Annotated in this window: 17 protein-coding genes; 8 read left to right on the top strand and 9 right to left on the bottom strand. The window is 66.1% G+C overall.

Going from position 1 to position 18,962, the window contains the following annotated elements; translation table 11 throughout:
• Positions 1–47 precede the first annotated feature (47 nt).
• Both pip and tspO read left to right on the top strand, forming a co-directional pair.
• A complete protein-coding gene (gene pip / locus BMX43_RS00805) occupies positions 48–1,031 on the top strand; it encodes a prolyl aminopeptidase (RefSeq protein WP_091295366.1) in 984 nt (327 codons plus the stop codon).
• 3 nt (positions 1,032–1,034) lie between these two features.
• On the top strand, positions 1,035–1,532 hold the full coding sequence (gene tspO, locus BMX43_RS00800) for a tryptophan-rich sensory protein TspO (RefSeq protein ID WP_091295363.1): 498 nt from the start codon (positions 1,035–1,037) through the stop codon (positions 1,530–1,532).
• Here the strand turns inward: tspO and BMX43_RS00795 are convergent.
• On the bottom strand, positions 1,529–2,209 hold the full coding sequence (locus BMX43_RS00795; protein WP_091295360.1) for a response regulator transcription factor: 681 nt from the start codon (positions 2,207–2,209) through the stop codon (positions 1,529–1,531). The two genes, tspO and BMX43_RS00795, sit on opposite strands and share 4 nt — an antisense overlap.
• Before the next feature lie 92 nt (positions 2,210–2,301).
• Between BMX43_RS00795 and BMX43_RS00790 the strand changes: the two genes are divergently transcribed.
• Positions 2,302–3,024: a response regulator gene (locus BMX43_RS00790; protein ID WP_091295356.1), complete on the top strand. Its 723-nt coding sequence runs from the start codon at positions 2,302–2,304 to the stop codon at positions 3,022–3,024.
• On the top strand, positions 3,021–6,146 hold the full coding sequence (locus BMX43_RS00785) for a sensor histidine kinase (protein ID WP_091295353.1): 3,126 nt from the start codon (positions 3,021–3,023) through the stop codon (positions 6,144–6,146). The genes BMX43_RS00790 and BMX43_RS00785 overlap by 4 nt, the downstream gene beginning before the upstream one ends.
• A 6-nt stretch (positions 6,147–6,152) precedes the next feature.
• Here BMX43_RS00785 and BMX43_RS00780 read toward each other — a convergent pair whose 3' ends face one another.
• From BMX43_RS00780 to BMX43_RS00745, 8 genes are all read right to left on the bottom strand, one after another.
• Positions 6,153–7,577, bottom strand: coding sequence for a gamma-aminobutyraldehyde dehydrogenase (locus BMX43_RS00780; protein ID WP_091296982.1), 1,425 nt, complete (start codon positions 7,575–7,577; stop codon positions 6,153–6,155).
• A gap of 23 nt (positions 7,578–7,600) precedes the next feature.
• A complete protein-coding gene (locus BMX43_RS00775; RefSeq protein ID WP_091295350.1) occupies positions 7,601–8,407 on the bottom strand; it encodes an ABC transporter permease in 807 nt (268 codons plus the stop codon).
• A complete protein-coding gene (locus BMX43_RS00770) occupies positions 8,397–9,338 on the bottom strand; it encodes an ABC transporter permease (RefSeq protein ID WP_091295347.1) in 942 nt (313 codons plus the stop codon). The genes BMX43_RS00775 and BMX43_RS00770 overlap by 11 nt, the downstream gene beginning before the upstream one ends.
• On the bottom strand, positions 9,335–10,339 hold the full coding sequence (locus BMX43_RS00765; protein ID WP_091295343.1) for an ABC transporter ATP-binding protein: 1,005 nt from the start codon (positions 10,337–10,339) through the stop codon (positions 9,335–9,337). Before BMX43_RS00765 ends, BMX43_RS00770 begins: the two co-directional genes overlap by 4 nt.
• Positions 10,340–10,523: 184 nt before the next feature.
• Entirely contained in the window at positions 10,524–11,690 is a 1,167-nt protein-coding gene (locus BMX43_RS00760) for an ABC transporter substrate-binding protein (protein ID WP_091295340.1), read from the bottom strand.
• A gap of 129 nt (positions 11,691–11,819) precedes the next feature.
• The gene (locus BMX43_RS00755; protein WP_091295336.1) at positions 11,820–12,722 is read right to left on the bottom strand and encodes a LysR substrate-binding domain-containing protein; all 903 of its coding nucleotides are present in this window, start codon (positions 12,720–12,722) and stop codon (positions 11,820–11,822) included.
• 164 nt (positions 12,723–12,886) lie between these two features.
• Positions 12,887–13,963 carry an FAD-binding oxidoreductase gene (locus tag BMX43_RS00750; protein WP_091295333.1) on the bottom strand — a complete coding sequence of 359 codons (1,077 nt, stop codon included), beginning with the start codon at positions 13,961–13,963 and terminating at the stop codon, positions 12,887–12,889.
• Between the two features lie 3 nt (positions 13,964–13,966).
• Positions 13,967–15,205: an aromatic ring-hydroxylating oxygenase subunit alpha gene (locus tag BMX43_RS00745; protein WP_091295331.1), complete on the bottom strand. Its 1,239-nt coding sequence runs from the start codon at positions 15,203–15,205 to the stop codon at positions 13,967–13,969.
• Positions 15,206–15,789: 584 nt separating this feature from the next.
• Between BMX43_RS00745 and BMX43_RS00740 the strand changes: the two genes are divergently transcribed.
• The 4 genes from BMX43_RS00740 to BMX43_RS00725 are packed head-to-tail and all read left to right on the top strand — an operon-like array spanning position 15,790 to position 18,956.
• A complete protein-coding gene (locus tag BMX43_RS00740) occupies positions 15,790–16,599 on the top strand; it encodes a UDP-2,3-diacylglucosamine diphosphatase (protein ID WP_091295328.1) in 810 nt (269 codons plus the stop codon).
• On the top strand, positions 16,596–17,708 hold the full coding sequence (locus BMX43_RS00735) for a ceramide glucosyltransferase (RefSeq protein ID WP_091295325.1): 1,113 nt from the start codon (positions 16,596–16,598) through the stop codon (positions 17,706–17,708). The genes BMX43_RS00740 and BMX43_RS00735 overlap by 4 nt, the downstream gene beginning before the upstream one ends.
• Complete coding sequence (locus tag BMX43_RS00730; protein WP_425431756.1) at positions 17,701–18,285, top strand: DedA family protein; 585 nt, start codon at positions 17,701–17,703, stop codon at positions 18,283–18,285. The genes BMX43_RS00735 and BMX43_RS00730 overlap by 8 nt, the downstream gene beginning before the upstream one ends.
• On the top strand, positions 18,282–18,956 hold the full coding sequence (locus tag BMX43_RS00725; RefSeq protein ID WP_091295317.1) for a glycosyltransferase family 2 protein: 675 nt from the start codon (positions 18,282–18,284) through the stop codon (positions 18,954–18,956). The genes BMX43_RS00730 and BMX43_RS00725 overlap by 4 nt, the downstream gene beginning before the upstream one ends.
• Positions 18,957–18,962: the final 6 nt, after the last annotated feature.

Genomic DNA, 18,962 nt, shown 5'->3' with positions numbered 1-18,962 from the left:
TCCGGTTTCTGTGGCAGCTTCGGCTTTGGGCGTTATATAGTGCGGATATGGATCACAGATCAGGCCAAAAGCGCGCAGTCGAATATCTTTACCCGCCGGTCGAGCCCTTCGACCAGCGCGTGATCGACATGGGCGATGGCCACCGCGTGTATATGGAGCAATGCGGCAACCCCACCGGCATTCCGGTTCTGGTGCTGCATGGCGGGCCGGGGGGCGGCTGCAGCCCGGCGATGCGGCGCTATTTCGATCCGGCCACCTATCGCGTGGTGCTGTTCGATCAGCGTGGCTGTGGCCGGTCGCGCCCCACCGCCAGCGTGATCGGCAATACCACATGGCATCTGATTGGTGATATCGAGACGATCCGCGAAAGCCTCGGCATCGACCGTTTCATCCTGTTTGGTGGCAGTTGGGGGGCCACGCTGGCGCTGATTTATGCGCTGAGCCATCCCGAGCGGGTGCGCCATCTGGTGCTGCGCGGGGTGTTTCTAGGCCAGCAGGCCGAGCTGGACTGGTTCTATGGCGGCGGCGCGGGGGCCTTCTTTCCCGAGTTGTGGCAACGCTTCATCGACCCGATCCCCGTGGCAGAGCAGGACGATCTGGTCGCCGCCTATCACCGTCGCCTGTTCTCGGGCAACATGGTCGAGGAGATGCGCTTTGCAAGGCTTTGGGCGCAATGGGAAAATGCCTTGGCTGCCATCGCATCGGACGGGGCGCATTATGAAAGCCCGTCAGAATATGCCCGCGCGTTCTCTCGGCTGGAGAACCACTATTTCCAGAACAAGATCTTTCTGGACTGTGACGGCTGGATCCTGCGCGAACGCGCCCGGATCGAGCATCTGGGGGCAACCATCGTGCAGGGCCGCTATGACATGATCTGCCCGCCGCTGGGGGCCTATACGCTGGCCAAGGGCTGGCGACGTTGTGATTTGCGTATGGTGACGCTGGCAGGTCATGCCCTGTCAGAGCCGGGAATTTCGGCAGAGCTTGTTCATGTGATGGATGGCCTGCGCCCGCTGATGAAGGATGATTGACGCATGGAAACCACCGCCCTTGCCGCAGGGTTCGACTGGCAGCTTGCCGCCCTGTTCCTGATTGCCAGCGTGGCGGCCGGTCTGACGGGCGTGCTGTTCAAGCCCGGCGCCTGGTATGAAAGTCTGGTGAAACCCGACTGGCGGCCAAGGAACTGGATGTTCCCGGTGGCCTGGACCACGATCTACATCCTGTCCGCGCTGGCGGCGACGCGGGTGGCGGTGCTGCCGGGCAATGCCTTTGCCATGGGGTTCTGGGCGATGCAGATCGCGCTGAACACGCTGTGGACGCCGGTATTTTTCGGCGCGCGCCGCATGGGGCTGTCGGTGCTGGTGATGGGGCTTTTGTGCGCGGCGGTGCTGGGGATGATCGTCACCTTCTGGACGCTCGATTTCTGGGCCAGCGTGATGTTGCTGCCCTATGCGCTGTGGCTATCGCTGGCGGCACCGCTGAACTGGCGGGTCTGGCGCGACAATCCGGGCGCTGGCGGCACAGCCGCCTAATCGCGCCACGGCGGGCGGAAGCAATAGCCATGCCCGCGCACCGTTTCGATCCAGCCGGTATCCAGCTTGCGGCGCAGGCGGGCCACGCGCGCATCAACCGCCCGATCCAGCGCTGCAGCATCTTCGGCGGGGGCCTGCGCGATCAGATCCTCGCGCGTCAGCACCCGGTGGGGATGGGCGGCAAAGGTGCGCAGCAGCGCCACCTCGCCACCGGACAGCGTTTCGGTCGTGCCATCGGCGCGCAGCACGCGGGCCAGCGCCAGATCGGCGGAGGTCGTCTCGAACGTCAGCAGCGCCCGCATGCCCCGCCCCCGCCGCGCCAGAACCGAGGCGGCGCGGGCGGCCAGTTCGCGCGGGTCCACGGGTTTGGACAGGAAATCGTCGGCGCCCAGTTCCAGCCCGATCACCCGATCCACCGTTTCGGCCCGGCCCGACAGGAAGATTACCGCCACCTCGCGCAGCGCCTCCATTTCGGCCAGCAGATCGAAGCCAGACCGGCCCGGCAGGTTCAGATCCATCACCACCAGATCGACGGCCCGGCTGCGCAGCAGTGCCTCCAGCGCGATGCCATCGGCGGCGACCAGCGCCTCATGCCCCAGATCGGTGAAATATTCGGCCAGAGCCGCGGCCAGATCGGCTTCGTCATCCAGAAAGACAATGCAATGGCGCAACGACATGGCCCCCGTCCGCCTCGCGCTTGACATGATCCCCACGCATTGGACTATACCCGAAGCGTTGCCGCCTGCGTCAAGCAAGGACAAGTTATTTCATGCCGACCACCATCGCCATCGTGGACGATGAAGACCACCTGCGCGAGGCGGTCGCAGAATATCTGTCGGGCCACGCCTTCCGTGTGCTGACCGCTTGCAATGCCGCCGAATTTCGGGCGCTGGCCGAGTGCGAGCAGATTGACATCGCGCTGCTGGATATTGCGATGCCGGGCGAGGATGGGCTGTCGCTGGCACGCTGGTTGCGGCGGCGCGGGCCGACCGGGATCATCTTCGCCACGGCCTCGGGCACGGCGATGGACCGGATCGTGGGGCTGGAGATCGGCGCGGATGATTACCTGACCAAACCCTATGACCTGCGCGAATTGCTGGCGCGTATCCGCAGCCTGGTGCGGCGGCTGGATCGTGGCCCCGCAGCCGAACCTGCCGCGCCGGTGGAGCAGGTGGCGCGGGCGCACAGCTTTGGCCCCTTCACCTTCGACCCGGCGCTGCGGCGGTTGACCGGGCCGGAGGGCGCCGCCGTGCCGCTGACCGCCGCCGAGTTCGATCTGCTGGAGGTGCTGGTCAGCCGCCCCAACCGCATCCTCAGCCGCAGTCAACTGGCCGATCTGTGTGGCGCCGAGGAAAGCGACAGCGACGGCGAGCGGCGCATCGACGTGCGCATCGCCCGGCTGCGCCGCAAGATCGAGGCTGATCCGGCCAGCCCCCGCTTCATCCGCACCATCCGCGGCGAAGGCTATGTGTTCGAGCCTGCCACCCCATGACGCCCCCCGACACCCAGAACCATGACCCGAGCGCCGCGCAGTTGCAGCGGCGCTTTCTGGCGCTGATCCTGTGGGCGGTGGTGCCGGTGGTGCTGGTGTTGTGCGTGCTGATCTGGCGCGGCTATGACGCCGCACAGACCGAAGTACTGGATCGCCACGCCGAGGCACAGCGCAGGCTGGGCGCCGAACTGGCGGAACTTGCGGGCGATGTGCGCACCCATGTTTCGATCCTGCGCGCCTTTACCGAGGGGCGGCTGGCACGCCGTGGCGTGACCGAAACCTATCTGGGGCCGGTGGAATGGCTGACCCCGCTGCCTGCCGATCAGGTCAGGCTGGGGCTGGTGATGGCCGACCCGGCAACGCTTTTGCCGAACGACCGGCAGGAAATCGCGGCGGTTCTGCCGCTGTTCGACATTTCGCAGGCGATGCACGCGGCGGCGCCGGGATTGAAGTGGAGCTATTTCTTCAGCGGGACCAAGCGGTTTGTTGCCATCTATCCCCGCGTGCCCGCTGCCGCGATGCTGGCGGGCGAGGATCCTTCGGGGGTGTTTCGCAGCTTTTTCGACTATGATCTGTTCACCTTTGGCGCGCCACAGAACAACCCCGACCACACCGCCTATTGGACGCCGGTCTATCTGGATGCGGGCGGGGCGGGGCTGATGGTCACCCATGGCACGCCGGTCTGGGCGAATGGCCAGTTTCGCGGCATCGTTGCGGCGGATCTGCTGATTTCCGATGTGGCAAAGCGGATTGCTGCCGCACCAGAGCCACAAGGCGATGTGGCGGTGCTGGACCAGAAAGGAAATGTCATCGCGGCAACCGGCCAGCCACTGGTGGCTCAGGTCGAAGCGCCGCCTGCCGAAACCGTGTTGCACGGGGCGCGGCTGGATCAACTGGGGCCGGGGTTCCGCCACGTTGCGGACCGCTGGATGGCGCGCCGCAGCATTGCGGGTACGCCATGGCATCTGGTGGTCACCGTGCCTGATGCCGTCACGCAGGCCGCCATTGTGCAGCGTGTCATGCCGCTGCTTCTGTTGCTGGGCTGTGTGTTGGCGGGGGTGTTGCTGCTGGTCTTTCTGGTGAGGCGGCAATTCGTGCTGCCTGCCGTGACGCTGGCCCGCTATGCTGCACTTGCCCCGGCAGAGGCGGCGGTGGCGCCCGATCTGCCGCGCCCGTGGCAGGCGCTGGCCGACCGGATTCAGGGCGCCGCGCGGGCGGAACTGGCCAATATCCGCCAGATGCGCGCGATGATCGACGGGATTCCGCTGCGTGCCGTCTATGTCGATGCGGATTTCGTCTATCGCGATGCCAACCGCGAGTTTCTTGATTTCGTGGGGCTGGAGCGCGAGCAGTTGATCGGGCGCAGCGTGGCCGAGGTGCTGGGGCCGAAGGTCGCCGCCGAATATGCGGGGCTGGAGCCGCAGATCCTGCGCGGCGAGGTGGCGCGCTTTGAGGGCTGGATCGAGTTTGCCAGCAAGGGCCGCCGCTTCCTGCAGGTCTCGGTCCTGCCCTTTCTGCGCGAGGGCGAGACGCGCGCCGGGTTTCTGACCTTCACCCGCGATCTGACCGAGTTGAAGGAGGCGGAGACCGAGGCCGAACGCTCGCATTTCGCGCTTCGTGAACGGGAGGAGCGCTATCGCGCGGTGGTGCTGGCGGCGCTGGATGCCATCGTGGTGATGGACGAGGACGGGCGGGTGCTGGAGTTCAACCCGGCGGCCGAGCAGACCTTCGGCTATACCGCCGCCGAGGCGATCGGTCAGCCGGTGGCCGATCTGATCGTGCCGCCCACCATGCGCGAGGCGCATCGGCGCGGTATGGCGCGGTTCATCGAAACCGGTGTGCCGCATGTGATCGGGCGGCGGGTCGAGGTGGAGGGGATGCGGCGCGACGGGTCCACCTTCCCGGTGGAATTGACGGTGACCGAGGTGCCGACCGGCGGGCCGCGCATCTTCACCTCGCATCTGCGCGACCTGACCGAGGCGCGCAGGCTGGCGCGCGAGATGGAAGACAGCCGCAACCGCCTGCATCAGGTGGAGAAACTGTCGGCCATGGGGTCACTACTTGCCGGGGTGGCGCATGAGCTGAACAACCCGCTGGCGGTGGTGGTGGCGCAATCGACGCTGCTGGCTGACAAGGCGCCGGATGCGGCGACCAACCAGCGCGCCGAAAAGATCCGCGCGGCGGCGGATCGATGCGGGCGGATCGTGAAAAGCTTCCTCGCCATGGCGCGGCAAAAGCCGCCGCAGCGCGAACGGCTGCAGGTGGAGGCGGTGCTGCAGGGCGCGCTGGAGGTGGTGGGCTACGGCCTGCGCTCGGCGGGGGTAGAGGTGGACCTGGCGCTGCCCGAGGGCCTGCCCGCCATTGAGGGCGACCGCGATCTGCTGGGGCAGGTGTTTTCCAACATCCTGATCAATGCGCAACAGGCGATGACCGGCGCGCCCGCGCCGCGCCGCATCCGGCTGTCGGCCAGTGCGGCGGGCGGTTGGCTGCGGCTGCGGTTCGAAGACAACGGCCCCGGCGTGCCCGAGGCGCTGCGCAAGCGCATCTTCGACCCCTATTTCACCACCAAGGCGGTGGGGGTGGGCACGGGGATCGGCCTGTCGATCTCGCGTTCGGTGATCGAGGCGCATGGCGGCGCGCTGTCGCTGGTGGACAGTGCGCTGGGCGGGGCAGGGTTCGAGTTGCGGCTGCCAGCCTTGCCCGACGCGGTGCCGGCGGCAGCAGGGGCCAGCGGGGTTGCGCGCGGGCCATCAGGCCACCGGGCGCTGATCGTGGATGACGAGGCCGATGTGGCGGAAAGTCTGGCGGAAATCCTTGGCCTGCACGGGGTGGAGGCCGAGGTGACCACCGATGCGGCCAGCGCGCCGGAGCGGCTGGCCGCGGGCGGGTTTGACCTGCTGTTCACCGATCTGCGGATGCCGGGCATCGACGGCGTGGCGCTGATCCGGCTGATCCGCGAGCGTGTGCCGGGATTTGCCGGGCCGTTCGTGCTGGTCACCGGCGATACGGTGGCAGGCCCGGCGCATATGGCGGCCACCGGGTTGGAGCGGGTGGAGACGCTGGAAAAACCCTTTGGCACCGAGGATGTGGCCGCGCTGCTGCGCCGCATCCTCGGGTCCTGAGGGCGCTTAGCCGTGCTTGATCATCACATGGCGGATCACGGTGTAATCTTCCAGCGCATAGGATGACATGTCCTTGCCATAGCCCGACTGTTTCAGCCCGCCATGCGGCATTTCATTGACCAGCATGAAATGCGTGTTGACCCAGGTGCAGCCATAGCGCAGCCGCGCCGCCGAGGCCATGGCGCGACCGACATCCTTGGTCCAGACCGAGGAGGCGAGGCCGTAATCGCTGTCATTGGCCCAGCCGATTGCCTGATCGACATCCGAGAAGGGCGTGATCGACACAACCGGGCCGAACACCTCGCGCCGCACGATTTCATCATCCTGCCGTGCCCCGGCGATCACGGTGGGGCGGTAGTAGAAGCCCTGACCCATCACCTCGCCGCCGGTCGTCACCTCGATATGGCTCAATTCGCGGGCGCGGTTGACGAAACTGGCCACGCGGTCGCGCTGGCGCAGGCTGATCAGCGGGCCGATTTCGTTGGTGCTGTCATCCTCGTTGCCTAGGGCGATGGTGGACACGGCAGAGGAGAGATCGGCCACCAGCCGGTCATAGACCTTTTTCCCGGCATAGATGCGGCAGGCGGCAGTGCAATCCTGCCCGGCGTTGTAATAGCCGAAGGCGCGCAGACCTTCGACAACCTCGCCCACATCGGCATCGTCGAACACCACGACCGGGGCCTTGCCGCCCAGTTCCAGATGGGTGCGCTTCACCGTCCTGGCGGCGGCATCCAGCATCTTGCGTCCGGTGGCCACATCGCCGGTCAGGCTGATCATATCGACGCCGGGGTGGTTGATCAGATAGCTGCCCACGGTCTGGCCGCGCCCGGTGATGACGTTCACCACGCCTTCGGGCAGTTCTTCGGCCAGAATGCGCGCCAGTTTCAGCGCGGTCAGCGGGGTTTGCTCGCTGGGTTTGAACACCACGGTATTGCCGCCGCCAATCGCCGGGCAAAGCTTCCACGCCATCATCATCAGCGGGTAGTTCCATGGCGCGATGGAGGCGATGACCCCCACCGCATCGCGGCGGATCATCGAGGTATGGCCTGCCAGATATTCCCCGGCCACCTGCCCATGCTGGGTGCGCACGGCGCCAGCAAAGAAGCGGAAGCAATCGACAATCGCCGGGATTTCATCGTTCAGCGCGGCATTGATCGGCTTGCCGCAATTCAGCGCCTCCAATGCGGCGAAGCCTTCGGCCTCGGCGGCGATCCGGTCGGCGATGCGCAGCAAGGCGGCGGAGCGTTCGCCGGGGGTGGTGCGGCTCCAGCTGTCAAACGCCTTGCGGGCGGCGGCGACGGCGGCATCGACCTGCGCGGTGGAGGCTTCGGCCACGTTCAGGATCAGCCCGCCGGTGCGCGGGTTCAGGATCTGTTCGGGGGTTTCTTGCCCCTGCTGGAAATCGGCGCCGATCAGCAGCGCGGTGTCGATGGTGGACATGGGTTCTCTCTCCCTCATTTGCCCGCGCCGGCGGTTTCGGAGCCGCTGCGGGTCAGGTAATAGGCGATCAGGATCGGCAGGAAGGTGGCGGCAAACACCACGATGGCTACGACATTGGTGACGGGCCGCTGCCGGGGACGGACAAGCTCTTGCAGCATCCAGATCGGCAGGGTGCTTTGCTGGCCCGCGGTGAAGGTGGTCACGATCACCTCGTCGAACGACAGGGCGAAGGCCAGCATCCCGCCCGCCAGCAGCGCCGAGCCAAGGTTGGGCAGCAACACATGGCGGAAGGTCTGAAAGGCATTGGCGCCAAGGTCAGCCGAGGCTTCGAGGATGCCGCCCGACAGGCGGCGAAACCGGGCGACGGCGTTGTTGTAGACGATGACGATGCAGAAGGTGGCGTGGCCGAGGATGATGGTCCAGACCGAATAGGGGATGTCCATCACCGAAAAGGCCGAGCGCAGCGCCATGCCGGTGATCACACCGGGCAGGGCGATGGGCAGCAGGATCAGCAGCGAAATCTGTTCGCGCCCGAAGAACCGGCTTTGCGCCATGGCGGCAGAGACCAGCGTGCCAAGGATCAGCGCCAGCACGGTGGCGATGGTGGCCACCTGCACCGACAGCCAGAGCGGTGGCCAGATGTCGGCGCGGTGCCAGGCCACGGCAAACCATTCCAGCGTCAGGCCGGGCGGCGGGAACTGATAGCTCTTTTCTTCGGTCGTGAAGGCGTAAAGGAAGATCAGCAGGATCGGCAGATGCAGGAACAGCAGGCCCGCAAGGGCGGCTATCCGCAGGCCGAGCGAGGCGCGATCAGAGTGCATCGAAGGCCCCCATGCGTTTGGCGATGGCCAGATAGACCAGCATGATGACGATGGGCACGACGGCAAAGGCGGCGGCCAGCGGCAGGTTTCCGGCGGTGCCCTGAAACTGGTAGACGGCAAGGCCGATGAAGCGGGCCGAGGTGCCGATGATCTGGGGGATGATGTAATCGCCCATGGTCAGCGAAAAGGTGAAGATCGACCCGGCCACCACGCCGGGCAGCGCCAGCGGCAGGATCACCGTGCGGAAGGTCTGGCTGCGGCTGGCGCCAAGGTCGGCGCTGGCCTCCAGCATGGTGGTGGGCACCCGTTCCAGCGCGGCCTGCATCGGCAGGATCATGTAGGGCAGCCAGACATAGACGAAGACGAGGAATGTGCCCAGCGGCGCGGTGGACAGCGAATTGCCGCCGATGCCCGGCAGCGCCAGCACGGCATTCAGGATCACGCCCGCGCCGATATGTTCGGCAACCCAGGTCACGATGCCTTCCTTGGCGAGGATCAGCTTCCACGCATAGACCTTGACGAGATAGGAGGACCAGAGCGGCAGCATGACCCCCAGATAGAACACCGCCTTCCAGCGCCCCTTGGCAAAGCGCGCCGCGTAATAGGCGATGGGAAAGGCGATGATCGCGCAGCCCAGCGTGACGGCGGCAGACATCAGCAGCGTGCGCAGGATGATGTCGAGGTTCTGGGCGCGGAACAGTTCGGCATAGGTTTTCAGGGTGAATTCTTCCTTCACCACGCCGGAAAACTCGTCGATCGAGTAGAAGCTTTGCAGCAGCAGCGCCAGCAATGAGCCGAGATAGACAACGCCCAGCCAGATCAGCGGCGGGCCAAGCAGCAGTGCCAGCAAGAGGCGCGGGCGGCGCCAGAACAGCGCGGTCAGCCGGTCACCCGGGCCGCGTTCGGGCAGGATGGCGGGGGAGGCGGTCATGCGCCCTCCATCACATGCAGGGCGTCGGGGGCGAAGGCCAGACCGATGGCGCTGCCCGGCGCGGGCAGGGGCGCCCCGGCAGGCACGATCACGGCGATTTCGGCGCCCGGCACTGCGACAGTGACGCGCGAGCCCGCACCCAGATAGCGGCTGCCGGTGACGGTGCCCGACAGGGCCACCCCGTCGGCGGCAACCAGATGCAGCGCCTCGGGGCGCAGCGAGGCCCAGGCGGCGGGGCCACCGAAAGCGCGGGTCACCTCGGGCGGCAGGACGTTGGAGGAGCCGACGAAATCGGCCACGAAACGGGTGCGGGGGCGGGCATAGATTTCTTCCGGGGTGCCGATCTGGGCGATTTTGCCCTCGTTGAACACGGCAAGGCTGTCGGCCATGCTCAGCGCCTCGCCCTGATCATGAGTGACGAAGACGAAGGTGATGCCCAGCCGCTGTTGCAGCGCCTTGAGTTCATCCTGCATCGCCTCGCGCAGCTTCAGGTCCAGCGCGCCCAGCGGTTCGTCCAGCAGCAGCACGCGGGGTTCGTTGACCAGCGCGCGGGCCAGCGCCACGCGCTGCCGCTGGCCACCCGACAATTGCCCCGGCTTGCGGTCGCCGTAGCCACCCAGCTTGACCAGCGCCAGCATCTCTTCGGCCTTGTCATGGCGCAGGCGGCGATCCACCCCCTTGACCATCAACCCGTAAGCCACGTTGTCGCGCACGTTCATATGCGGGAACAGCGCGTAGTCCTGAAACACGGTGTTCACATTGCGCCGGTTGGGCGGCACGTCGCTGACATCCTGCCCGAAGATGCGGATCGTGCCGGAGGTGGGTTTCTCGAAACCCGATATCAGCCGCAAACAGGTGGTCTTGCCGGAACCGGAGGGCCCGAGCATGGCGAAGAAGCTGCCTTCGGCAATGGTCAGCTCTACCCCGTCCACAGCGCGGACGGGGGCGGAAGGCGGGCCGAAATGGCGAGAGACGGCGCGGAATTCAACGGCGGCGGTCATGTGGGTATCCGTAGGGAGGGTAACCCCCACCCCATCCCTCCCCCCTGAAGGGGGAGGGAGGAGCGAGCGGTAACGGGTGGTCCCGGCGCCCCTTCGCAGGGATGAAGGCGGTGAGCGGCGGGTCTTTGCGCCCCCTCCCCCTTCAGGGGGGAGGGCCGGGGTGGGGGTGGTCAGCGCAAGGCGCTCAGCGCCCGCCGATCACGCCGATATAGTCGCTGACCCAGCGGTAATAGGGCACGCAGGCGCCATCGCCCTGCGCGCAGTTCGACACCGGAGTCGTCCAGAAGCGGATGCGGTCGAAATCCTTCAACCCGTTGGCATCGCAGCCTTCGGCGGTCTGCATCCCGCGCTTGTCGGTGCAGGCGGCAGGCACCGAGGGCACGGCGCCGAACCAGACCGACAGGTCGGATTGCAGGTTCGAGGACAGTTGATGTTCGAACCACATATAGGCGCAGTTCGGGTGGGCGGCATCGACATGCAGCATGGTGGTATCGGCCCAGCCCGTCGCCCCCTCTTGCGGGATGGTGCTGGCGACCGGCACATTATCGGCCTTCAGCAGGTTCACCTGAAACGGCCATGACCCCGAGGCGACCACGCCTTCATTCTTGAAATCGTCGATCTGGATGAAGGCGTCGTGCCAGTAGCGGCTGACCAGCGTGCGCTGCGTGCGCAGCAGATCCAGCGCGGCCTTGTATTGATCCTCGTTCAGCTCGTAGGGCGAGGTGATGCCCAGTTCGGGCTTGTGGAACATCAGGTATTGTGCGGCATCGGCGATATGGATCGGGCCGTCATAGGCCTGCACCCGGCCTTCGTTGGATTTGCCATCCGGCAGGTCCATCTTCTCAAACACCACGTTCCACGAGGTCGGTGCCTCCTTGAACACCTCGGTGTTGTACATCAGCACGTTCGGCCCCCACATATAGGGCACGCCGTAATGTTTGCCGCCCACGGTATGCCACGGCGCATCCTGCAGGCGCGGGTCGATGGTGGACCAGGACGGGATCAGATCCTTGTTGATTTCCTGCACCTTGCCGCCCGCGACCAGCCGCAGCGAGGCATCGCCCGAGGCGGTGACCAGATCGAAGCCGCCTTCGTTCATCAGCGCCACCATCTCGTCGCTGGTATTGGCGGTCTTGACGCTGACCTTGCAGCCCGAGGACGCCTCGAACTTGGTCACCCAGTCGAACGCCTTGTCGGTTTCGCCCCGTTCGACATAGCCAGCCCAGGCGACGATGGACAAAGCGCCTTCGCCCGCCCCGATTTCGGTCATCTGCGCGAAGGCGGGCGAGAGGCCGGTGCAAAGGGCAAGGGCGGTGGTGCTGGCAAGTTTGAATGTGTGAAGTGTGGTCATTCTGAAAACTCCCTGTTTGGTTGCGCATCATGGCGCAGCCGGTTTTCCGGTCATGGCGCCATGCTGCTGCGGGGCGTCAGCTTTCGCAAACGCAAAAGATCGGGGGGTCGTATCGGTAAAACCGATGGATCAGCGCGTCGGGATCGCCGCTTGGGCCGACCGGATGAAGTTCAGCGCCGGGGCGGCCAGCGGTGCGCCCCGCCGCCAGGCCAGACCCACCTGCACGGAAGGAAGATCGCCCGACACATCGCGGATCTCGATCCGGTCGCCTTCCAGTGACCACGGGCGGTAGACGAGGCTGGGCAGGATCGCCAACCCGGCGCCGGTGGCGACGAGGCTGCGCACGGCCTCCACACTGCGGGTGCGGAAAGCGATTTCCGGCTTTACCGGCAAGGCGGCGGTCAGGCGGCGGGTGCTTTCCTCGATCTCGTCCACCATCAACTGGATCATCGGGCGGCCTGCCAGTTCCTCAAGCGCGATGGCCTCTTGCAACGCCAGCGGATGGCCGAGGGGAAGCCACAGCCGATAGGGCGAGACGAGCAGGGTTTCGACATGCAGCGCCATGCGGTCTTTCACCGAGGAGGTGAGCAGGACGGCCACATCCAGCTCGCCCCCGATCAGCAGGTGTTGCAGGTAATCGCCGCTGTCTTCGATCACATGCAGTTCCACCAGAGGATAGGCGCGGCGAAAGCGTTGCAGCATGTCGGACAGTACATAGCCCGCCACCAGCGAGGTGACGCCCAGCGACAGCCGCCCGGTGGCCTGTTCGGCCTCGTCCCGAAAGGCGGTGCGGGCGGCGGCGACATCGGCCAGGATCTGGCGGGCATGGCGCAGGAAGGCGCTGCCCTTGTGGGTGATGAGCAAGCCGCGCGCCTGCCGGTCGAACAGGGTGACGCCCAGATCATCCTCCAGCGCGCGGATCGCCTCGGTCACCGAGGATTGCGAGATCGACAGCGCCCGCGCCGCGCCGGACACGCTGCCCGCCTCGGCGGCGGCCACGAAAAACTGAAGCTGGCGGAGGGTGAAGGCCATGATCTGCCGATAAGAACCGTGCCGCCATAGGGGCACGGTTCGGGGTCACTGTCCAGATCGGGGCTTTGGGGGAGAGGTCCGGGGGCTCTGCCGTCGCCGATCGGGCTTGAACCGATGGCGCCCGACCGGCGACCCCCGGAGTATTTTGACCAGGATGAAAAGGATCAGACCTCGACCGAGATCGCGCCCATCGGGTGCGAGCAGCAGGCGAGGATATAGCCTTCGGCGATGTCGTCATCCGAGATGCCGCCGTTATGCACCATATGCACCTCGCCCGCGGTTTTCTTCACCTTGCAGGTGCCGCAGAGGCCGAAGGTGCAGCCCGAAGGGATGTTGAGGCCAGAGCGTTTTGCCACCGCCAGCACGGTATCGGTTTCGCCGCAGGCGGTGGTGACGCCAGATGCGGTGAAGGTGATTTCCGCCTTGGCGCCTTCAACGGGGGACACGTCATCCAGCACCGGGGCATCGGCCTCGGTGGCGACGGCCATGCCGAAGCTTTCCTGATGATAGTGGCTCATGTCATAGCCGAGGCTTTGCAGCATTTCGCGCACGGCCTGCATGAAGGGTTCGGGCCCGCAGCAGAACACCTCGCGGTCCAGATAATCGGGGGCCATCAGGCCCAGCATGATCTGGGACAGACGGCCCTTGTAGCCGGGCCAGACGCGGAACGGATCGGCCTCTTCCACCGTGAAGCGCAGTTGCAGGCCGGGCACCCGGTTGGCGAACTGTTCCAGCCGTTCGCGGAAGATGATTTCCGAGGGGCGCTTGGCAGCGTGGACGAAGACGATGTCGGGCATCTGGCCGGAATCCCAGGCCCAGGTGGTCATCGACATCATCGGCGTGATGCCCGACCCGGCCGAGATGAACAGGTATTTCTTGGCCGGGTGCTTGTGTGAGGTGAAGATGCCATTCGGCCCATAGGCCTTGATCTTCACACCGGGTTTCAGATGGTCCAGCATCCAGCGCGTGCCGATGCTGCCCGCCTGCGCCTTCACCGTGACGGTGATCGAAAGCGGGCGCGAGGGGCTGGAGGAGATGGTATAGGTGCGCTGCACATTGCCACCGGGGACCGGCAGGTCCAGCGTGATGAACTGCCCCGGCTGATAGTCGAACCACGCGCCCGAAGGCGCGCGGAAGGTAAAGCTGGCGGTGTCGTCATTTTCCGGCACCACCATGGCACATTCCAGCAACTCGCTGTCTTTCCACGGTTCCGCCGACCAATTCGCGCGTGTCTTGCCCATCTGTCACTCCGCCGCCATGGCAGGCTTGGGGGCCAGACGGCCCTGCATCAGACCCGCATACCAATCGACGAACTGGATCACGCCTTCCTCCTGAATGGTGGAATAGGGGCCGGGTTCATAGGCGGGTGACAGGATGCCCTTCTGGTTTTCTTCCACCACCTGACGGTCTTCGTCATTGGTGTTCAGCCAGACCTCGGTCAGGTTCGGGATGTCGTAATCCACGCCTTCCACCGCATCCTTGTGCACCAGCCACTTGGTCGTCACCTCGGTCTCGGTGGGCGAGATCGGCAGGATGCGGAAGACGATGGCATGATCGCCGAGGAAGTGGTTCCAGGTATTCGGATAGTGGAAGAACAGCAGGCTGCCCGCGTCGTTGAACGGCATGGTGCCCATGCGCTTTGCGACCGCCGCCTTGGTGGACATCGTATAGCTTTCGGCGTTGTTCAGCAGAGGGATGCGCGCCAGACGCCATTGCATCTGCGGGTGGTTGGTAAAGCGCGAGGGCAGGCCTGCCGCCTCGCAGCGTTTCCAGTGATCCAGAATGTCGGGGCTGGCCGAATCCGGGCCTTCCATCGCCGTCATGCGCGGATTGTCGGAATAGGTCCGGCACAACGAGGGATGCGAGCCGCCGCAGTGATAGCATTCGCGGTTGTTCTCGATCACCAGCTTCCAGTTGCCCTTTTCCACGATGGTGGAGGAGAAGGCGACCTTGGCATCCTTCAGCCCCGAGGGGGCGAGATAGCTCATCAGCTTGGGTGCGAGGTCGGAAATCGGCGGCGGCACTTCGGCGAGGCAGATGAACACCATGCCGCCCAGATCGACGCAATGCACCTTTTTCAGGCCATGCGCCGCCGGGTCGAACCCGTCCTGCATGTCGCGGGCATAAAGCAGCTTGCCGTCCAGATCGTAGGTCCACTGGTGATACGGGCAGACCAGTTTCGGGGTGGAGCCGGTTTCCTTGGCACACAGCCGCTGGCCGCGGTGGCGGCAGACGTTGTGGAAGGCGCGCACCATGCCATCGTTGCCCCGGGTGATGACCACGGGATAGGCGCCCACCTGCAGCGTGGCGAAGGCACCGGCCTTCGGCAGTTCGCAGGCCGGAATGGCGAACAGCCATTCCTTGTAGAACACATGTTCCAGATCCAGCGCAAAGACGCCCGGATCACAGTAAAGATCCTGCTCCAGCGCGTAATTCGGGCGGCGGTTGGCAAGGAGGGAAAGGGTGTCGGTCTGGCTCAGCATCTGATCCTCGCTTGGCCCACGCCTCCCTGCGCAGGTCCGGGCTATTCTGGGCACGAAGGGGCGACGCTTTACCGGACTGCCTCCACAGACCGGCGAAGCCTCTTGCCTTCGCGGTTGACATATCGCGCCGACCGGCGCCGCGACAGAAAGCGGGGCTTGTGCCCCCGGCGGCAGGGAATTGGCCCCCCTTGCCGCCGCCCGCTGCATTGCAGTGCGGGTTTCGCTTCCAGTCGTGGCGCTGGAGTCGGCTTGCAAACAAAGAATAGCCTGAATGCGACCTGTGCCATGTAAGGATTGCGACATTGTGGCAGTCAAAACCGGACAGCACGCGGCGTGGGTCGGGCCTGTCGCGGCAGTGCAGCAATTTCATCACAAAAGCTTTGCCTGATCATGGCAGGCAAGGGAGGACCGGGAACCGCGCCGGGCCGATACCGTTGCCTGTGTAGCGAAGCTTGCGCAGCGTAATGGCGTCGGAAACGCGCGGATCTGCGTTCAAGGAATACGCGCCGCCGGCCCTGATGCCGTAGGATGCGGGATCGAAGGCTTGTGAGGCTCCGGTGCGCCGGGCCGAGAGAGGTAAGGGAATGAGCAGTTACGGCACCCCGCCCGCGCCGCCCCGGCATCACCGCAGCCTGTTTCTGTCGGATCTGCATCTTGGTGCGCTGGGTTGCCGGGCCGACCTGATCCGCGATTTTCTGGAACGGAACACGGCGGATCGCATCTATCTGGTGGGCGATATCCTCGACATCTGGCACCCGCTGACACTGCATTGGGGGCCGGTGCAGGACCGTATTGTTGCGCTGTTGCGCCAGCGTGCCGCCGAGGGGGCTGAGCTGATCTATCTGGTCGGCAACCACGATCACGCGCTGGATGGCGCCGAGGATTGCGGCCATTTCCCGGCGCGGCTGTGCCGCGAGATCAGCCATCTGGCGGCAGACGGGCGGCGCTATCTGGTGCTGCATGGTGATGTTTGCGATGCCCGGGTGCTGCGCTGGCATATCTGGACGCGGATCGGCAGCCGGATCGACGGTTTGCTGCGGCGGTTTGACGGGGCGCTGCGCCATCTGCGCGGCAGCCTGCGCCCCGAGGATCGCAGCCCGATCGAATGGGTGATCGCCAAGCTGAACGAGGTGCTTTATCTTGGCACCAAGCACGAGCGCAAGCTGATCGCCCATGCCCGGCAAAAGGCGCATGACGGGGTGATCTGCGGCCATTTCCATGTGGCGGCGCTGCACAACCGCCACGGGCTGGTTTACGCCAATTGCGGCGATTGGGTGGACAGTTTCACCGCGATTGCCGAGGACGCCGATGGGCGGTTGCAGATGCTGGGCGGGCGGCAGGTGTTGCGCGCCGCGCAGCCCGAAGCCGGGGTTCTGGCCGGAGAGGTGGCATGATGCCCGCATTGTTCTGGATCTGCGCCGCAGTGGCCGGGCTGATGCTGGCCCTGCATCTGGCCAGCGTGCTGTTGGCCGTGCCGCTGCGTCGCAAGGTTGCCACCGGCCCGCTGCCCGCCGTTACCCTGCTGCGCCCGGTCTGCGGGCTGGATCGGTTCGATGCGGAAACGCTGGAATCGAGCTTCACGCAGGATCACCCGGATTTCCGGCTGATCTTTTGCGCCGCGCGGGCGGATGACCCGGCGGTGGGGCTGCTGCGCCGCCTGATCGCCGCCCATCCCGCCGTGCCCGCGACGCTGCTGATTGGCGAAGACCGGATCAGCGGCAACCCCAAGCTGAACAATCTGCAAAAGGGCTGGGCAGAGGCCGAGACCCCGTTTGTCGCCATGGCTGACAGCAACCTGCTGCTGCCACCCGATTACCTGCGCGAACTGGCGGGGACATGGGATCCGGGCTGCGGGCTGGTCACCTCGCCCGCCGTGGGCACGCGGCCCGAAGGGCTGTGGGGGGCGGTGGAATGTGCCTTCCTCAATACCAATCAGGCACGGCTGCAACTGGCCGCCGACCGGCTGGGTTTTGGCTTTGCGCAGGGCAAGACGCTGTGCTGGCAGCGCGATCTGCTCAATCAGGCCGGGGGCTTGCGCGCCTTGGGCGGCAATCTGGCCGAGGATGTGGCGGCAACCAAGGTGGTGCGCGGGCAGGGGCGGCATGTGCGGCTGACCGCGCGGCCCTTTGCGCAGCCGATCGGCAAGCGCCGCGCGGCGGATGTCTGGGCGCGGCAATTGCGCTGGTCGAAGGTGCGGCGTGACGGGTTTCCGGCGGTGTTCCTGATGGAGCCGCTGAATGGTGCGCTGCTGCCCGGCCTTGCCATGGCGGGGGCGGTTGCGCTGTCCTCCCTGCAGGTCACCGCGTTGCCGCTGTATCTGGCGATCTGGTATGGCGCCGAGGCAGCGCTGGCGCGCGCGCACGGCTGGCCGATGCGGGGGCGCGATCTGCTGGCGCTGCCGCTGCGCGATGTGCTGATGCCTGCGCTGTGGCTGGCCACCTTCCGCAGCCGCAGCTTCGTGTGGCGCGGCACCGCGCTGGCCCCGCAGCCGGAGCGTGCCTGACCCGATGCTGACGCCCGAAGGCTTTGCCACACTGATCAACCAATACGGCCTGTGGGTCATCGCGCCGGTCGCGGTGCTGGAAGGGCCGATTGTCACGGTGATTTCGGTCTGGATGGCGCGGGCCGGGCTGCTGGGCTTGCAGCCCTTGCTGCTGGTGCTGGTGTTGGCCGATCTGGCGGGGGATCTGGTGCTGTATGCGCTGGGGCGCGGGCTGTTGCCGACATTGCCGCGCGGCCTGCGCAAGCTGCTGGGGTTGCGCCCGGCGCGGGTGGCGGCGTTGGCCAGCCATTTCCGCAGCGCAGGTGCGCGCACGCTGATGCTGGGCAAGCTGACCCATTCCGCCGGGGCGATGGTCTTGGTGGCGGCGGGCGTGGCACGGATGCCGCTGCTGCCCTTCCTGTTCTGGAACCTGCTGGCCACCCTGCCCAAGACCGCCGTCTTCGCGGCTTTGGGCTGGCTGCTGGGCGATGCCCATGCGCTGATCGGTGACTGGATCGCGGCGGTGTCACTGGCGCTGCTGCTGCCCATCGGCTGGATCGGGTTGTGCCTGCTGCGTCGGCATCGGGTGGCGCCATGACCCTCATCACCTGCATCGTGCCCGCCCATAACGAGGCGCCACGCATCGCCGCCGTGTTGCAGGTGCTGACCCGCCATCCGCTGATCGCCGAGGTGATCGTGGTGGATGACGGATCGCGCGACGGCACGGCCGAGGTGGCCGCCGCCTTTCCGGTGACGCTGCTGCGCCTGAGCCCCAATCGCGGCAAGACCGCCGCCCTGGCCGAGGGGCTGCGCGCCGCGCGCCATGATCTGGTGATGCTGATCGACAGCGATCTTACCGGCCTGTCCGCCGCCGACATCACCGCGCTGGTGATGCCGCTGCGGCAGGGGCGGGCGCAGGCCACGCTGAGCCTGCGCGGCAATGCGCCAAGGCTGTGGCGCTGGATCGGGCTGGATTACATCTCGGGCGAGCGGGTGTTTTCACGCGCATTGCTGAACGGGCGCGAGGGCGATCTGCTGCGCCTGCCGAAATTCGGCTTCGAGGTATTTTTGAACACCCTGTGGATCGCGCAGGGCCTGCGTGTCGCGGTGGTGGATTGGCCGGGGGTCGCCAGCCCGGCCAAGGCCGCCAAGCGCGGGCTTTGGCCGGGGCTTGCAGCCGATGCCGCGATGCTGGCCGACATGTTCCGCACCATCCGCCCCACGGCGGCACTGTCGCAGATTGTCACCCTGCGGCGGCGGCGGGTGTAGCGCAGG

The sequence above is a fragment of the Gemmobacter aquatilis genome, assembly GCF_900110025.1.
GTDB lineage: Bacteria > Pseudomonadota > Alphaproteobacteria > Rhodobacterales > Rhodobacteraceae > Gemmobacter > Gemmobacter aquatilis.
The sequence above is the reverse complement of the archived record's forward strand: the minus strand, read 5'-3'. Positions and strand labels throughout refer to the sequence as shown.

What these genes read in the sequence shown, in the direction of transcription:
- pip (WP_091295366.1), top strand. Translation starts at nt 48, where the DNA reads ATGGATCACAGATCAGGCCAAAAGCGCGCAGTCGAATATCTTTACCCG.
- BMX43_RS00740 (WP_091295328.1), top strand. Translation starts at nt 15,790, where the DNA reads ATGAGCAGTTACGGCACCCCGCCCGCGCCGCCCCGGCATCACCGCAGC.
- tspO (WP_091295363.1), top strand. Translation starts at nt 1,035, where the DNA reads ATGGAAACCACCGCCCTTGCCGCAGGGTTCGACTGGCAGCTTGCCGCC.
- BMX43_RS00745 (WP_091295331.1), bottom strand. Translation starts at nt 15,205, where the DNA reads ATGCTGAGCCAGACCGACACCCTTTCCCTCCTTGCCAACCGCCGCCCG.
- BMX43_RS00760 (WP_091295340.1), bottom strand. Translation starts at nt 11,690, where the DNA reads ATGACCACACTTCACACATTCAAACTTGCCAGCACCACCGCCCTTGCC.
- BMX43_RS00785 (WP_091295353.1), top strand. Translation starts at nt 3,021, where the DNA reads ATGACGCCCCCCGACACCCAGAACCATGACCCGAGCGCCGCGCAGTTG.
- BMX43_RS00795 (WP_091295360.1), bottom strand. Translation starts at nt 2,209, where the DNA reads ATGTCGTTGCGCCATTGCATTGTCTTTCTGGATGACGAAGCCGATCTG.
- BMX43_RS00735 (WP_091295325.1), top strand. Translation starts at nt 16,596, where the DNA reads ATGATGCCCGCATTGTTCTGGATCTGCGCCGCAGTGGCCGGGCTGATG.
- BMX43_RS00755 (WP_091295336.1), bottom strand. Translation starts at nt 12,722, where the DNA reads ATGGCCTTCACCCTCCGCCAGCTTCAGTTTTTCGTGGCCGCCGCCGAG.
- BMX43_RS00770 (WP_091295347.1), bottom strand. Translation starts at nt 9,338, where the DNA reads ATGACCGCCTCCCCCGCCATCCTGCCCGAACGCGGCCCGGGTGACCGG.
- BMX43_RS00790 (WP_091295356.1), top strand. Translation starts at nt 2,302, where the DNA reads ATGCCGACCACCATCGCCATCGTGGACGATGAAGACCACCTGCGCGAG.
- BMX43_RS00775 (WP_091295350.1), bottom strand. Translation starts at nt 8,407, where the DNA reads ATGCACTCTGATCGCGCCTCGCTCGGCCTGCGGATAGCCGCCCTTGCG.
- BMX43_RS00725 (WP_091295317.1), top strand. Translation starts at nt 18,282, where the DNA reads ATGACCCTCATCACCTGCATCGTGCCCGCCCATAACGAGGCGCCACGC.
- BMX43_RS00750 (WP_091295333.1), bottom strand. Translation starts at nt 13,963, where the DNA reads ATGGGCAAGACACGCGCGAATTGGTCGGCGGAACCGTGGAAAGACAGC.
- BMX43_RS00765 (WP_091295343.1), bottom strand. Translation starts at nt 10,339, where the DNA reads ATGACCGCCGCCGTTGAATTCCGCGCCGTCTCTCGCCATTTCGGCCCG.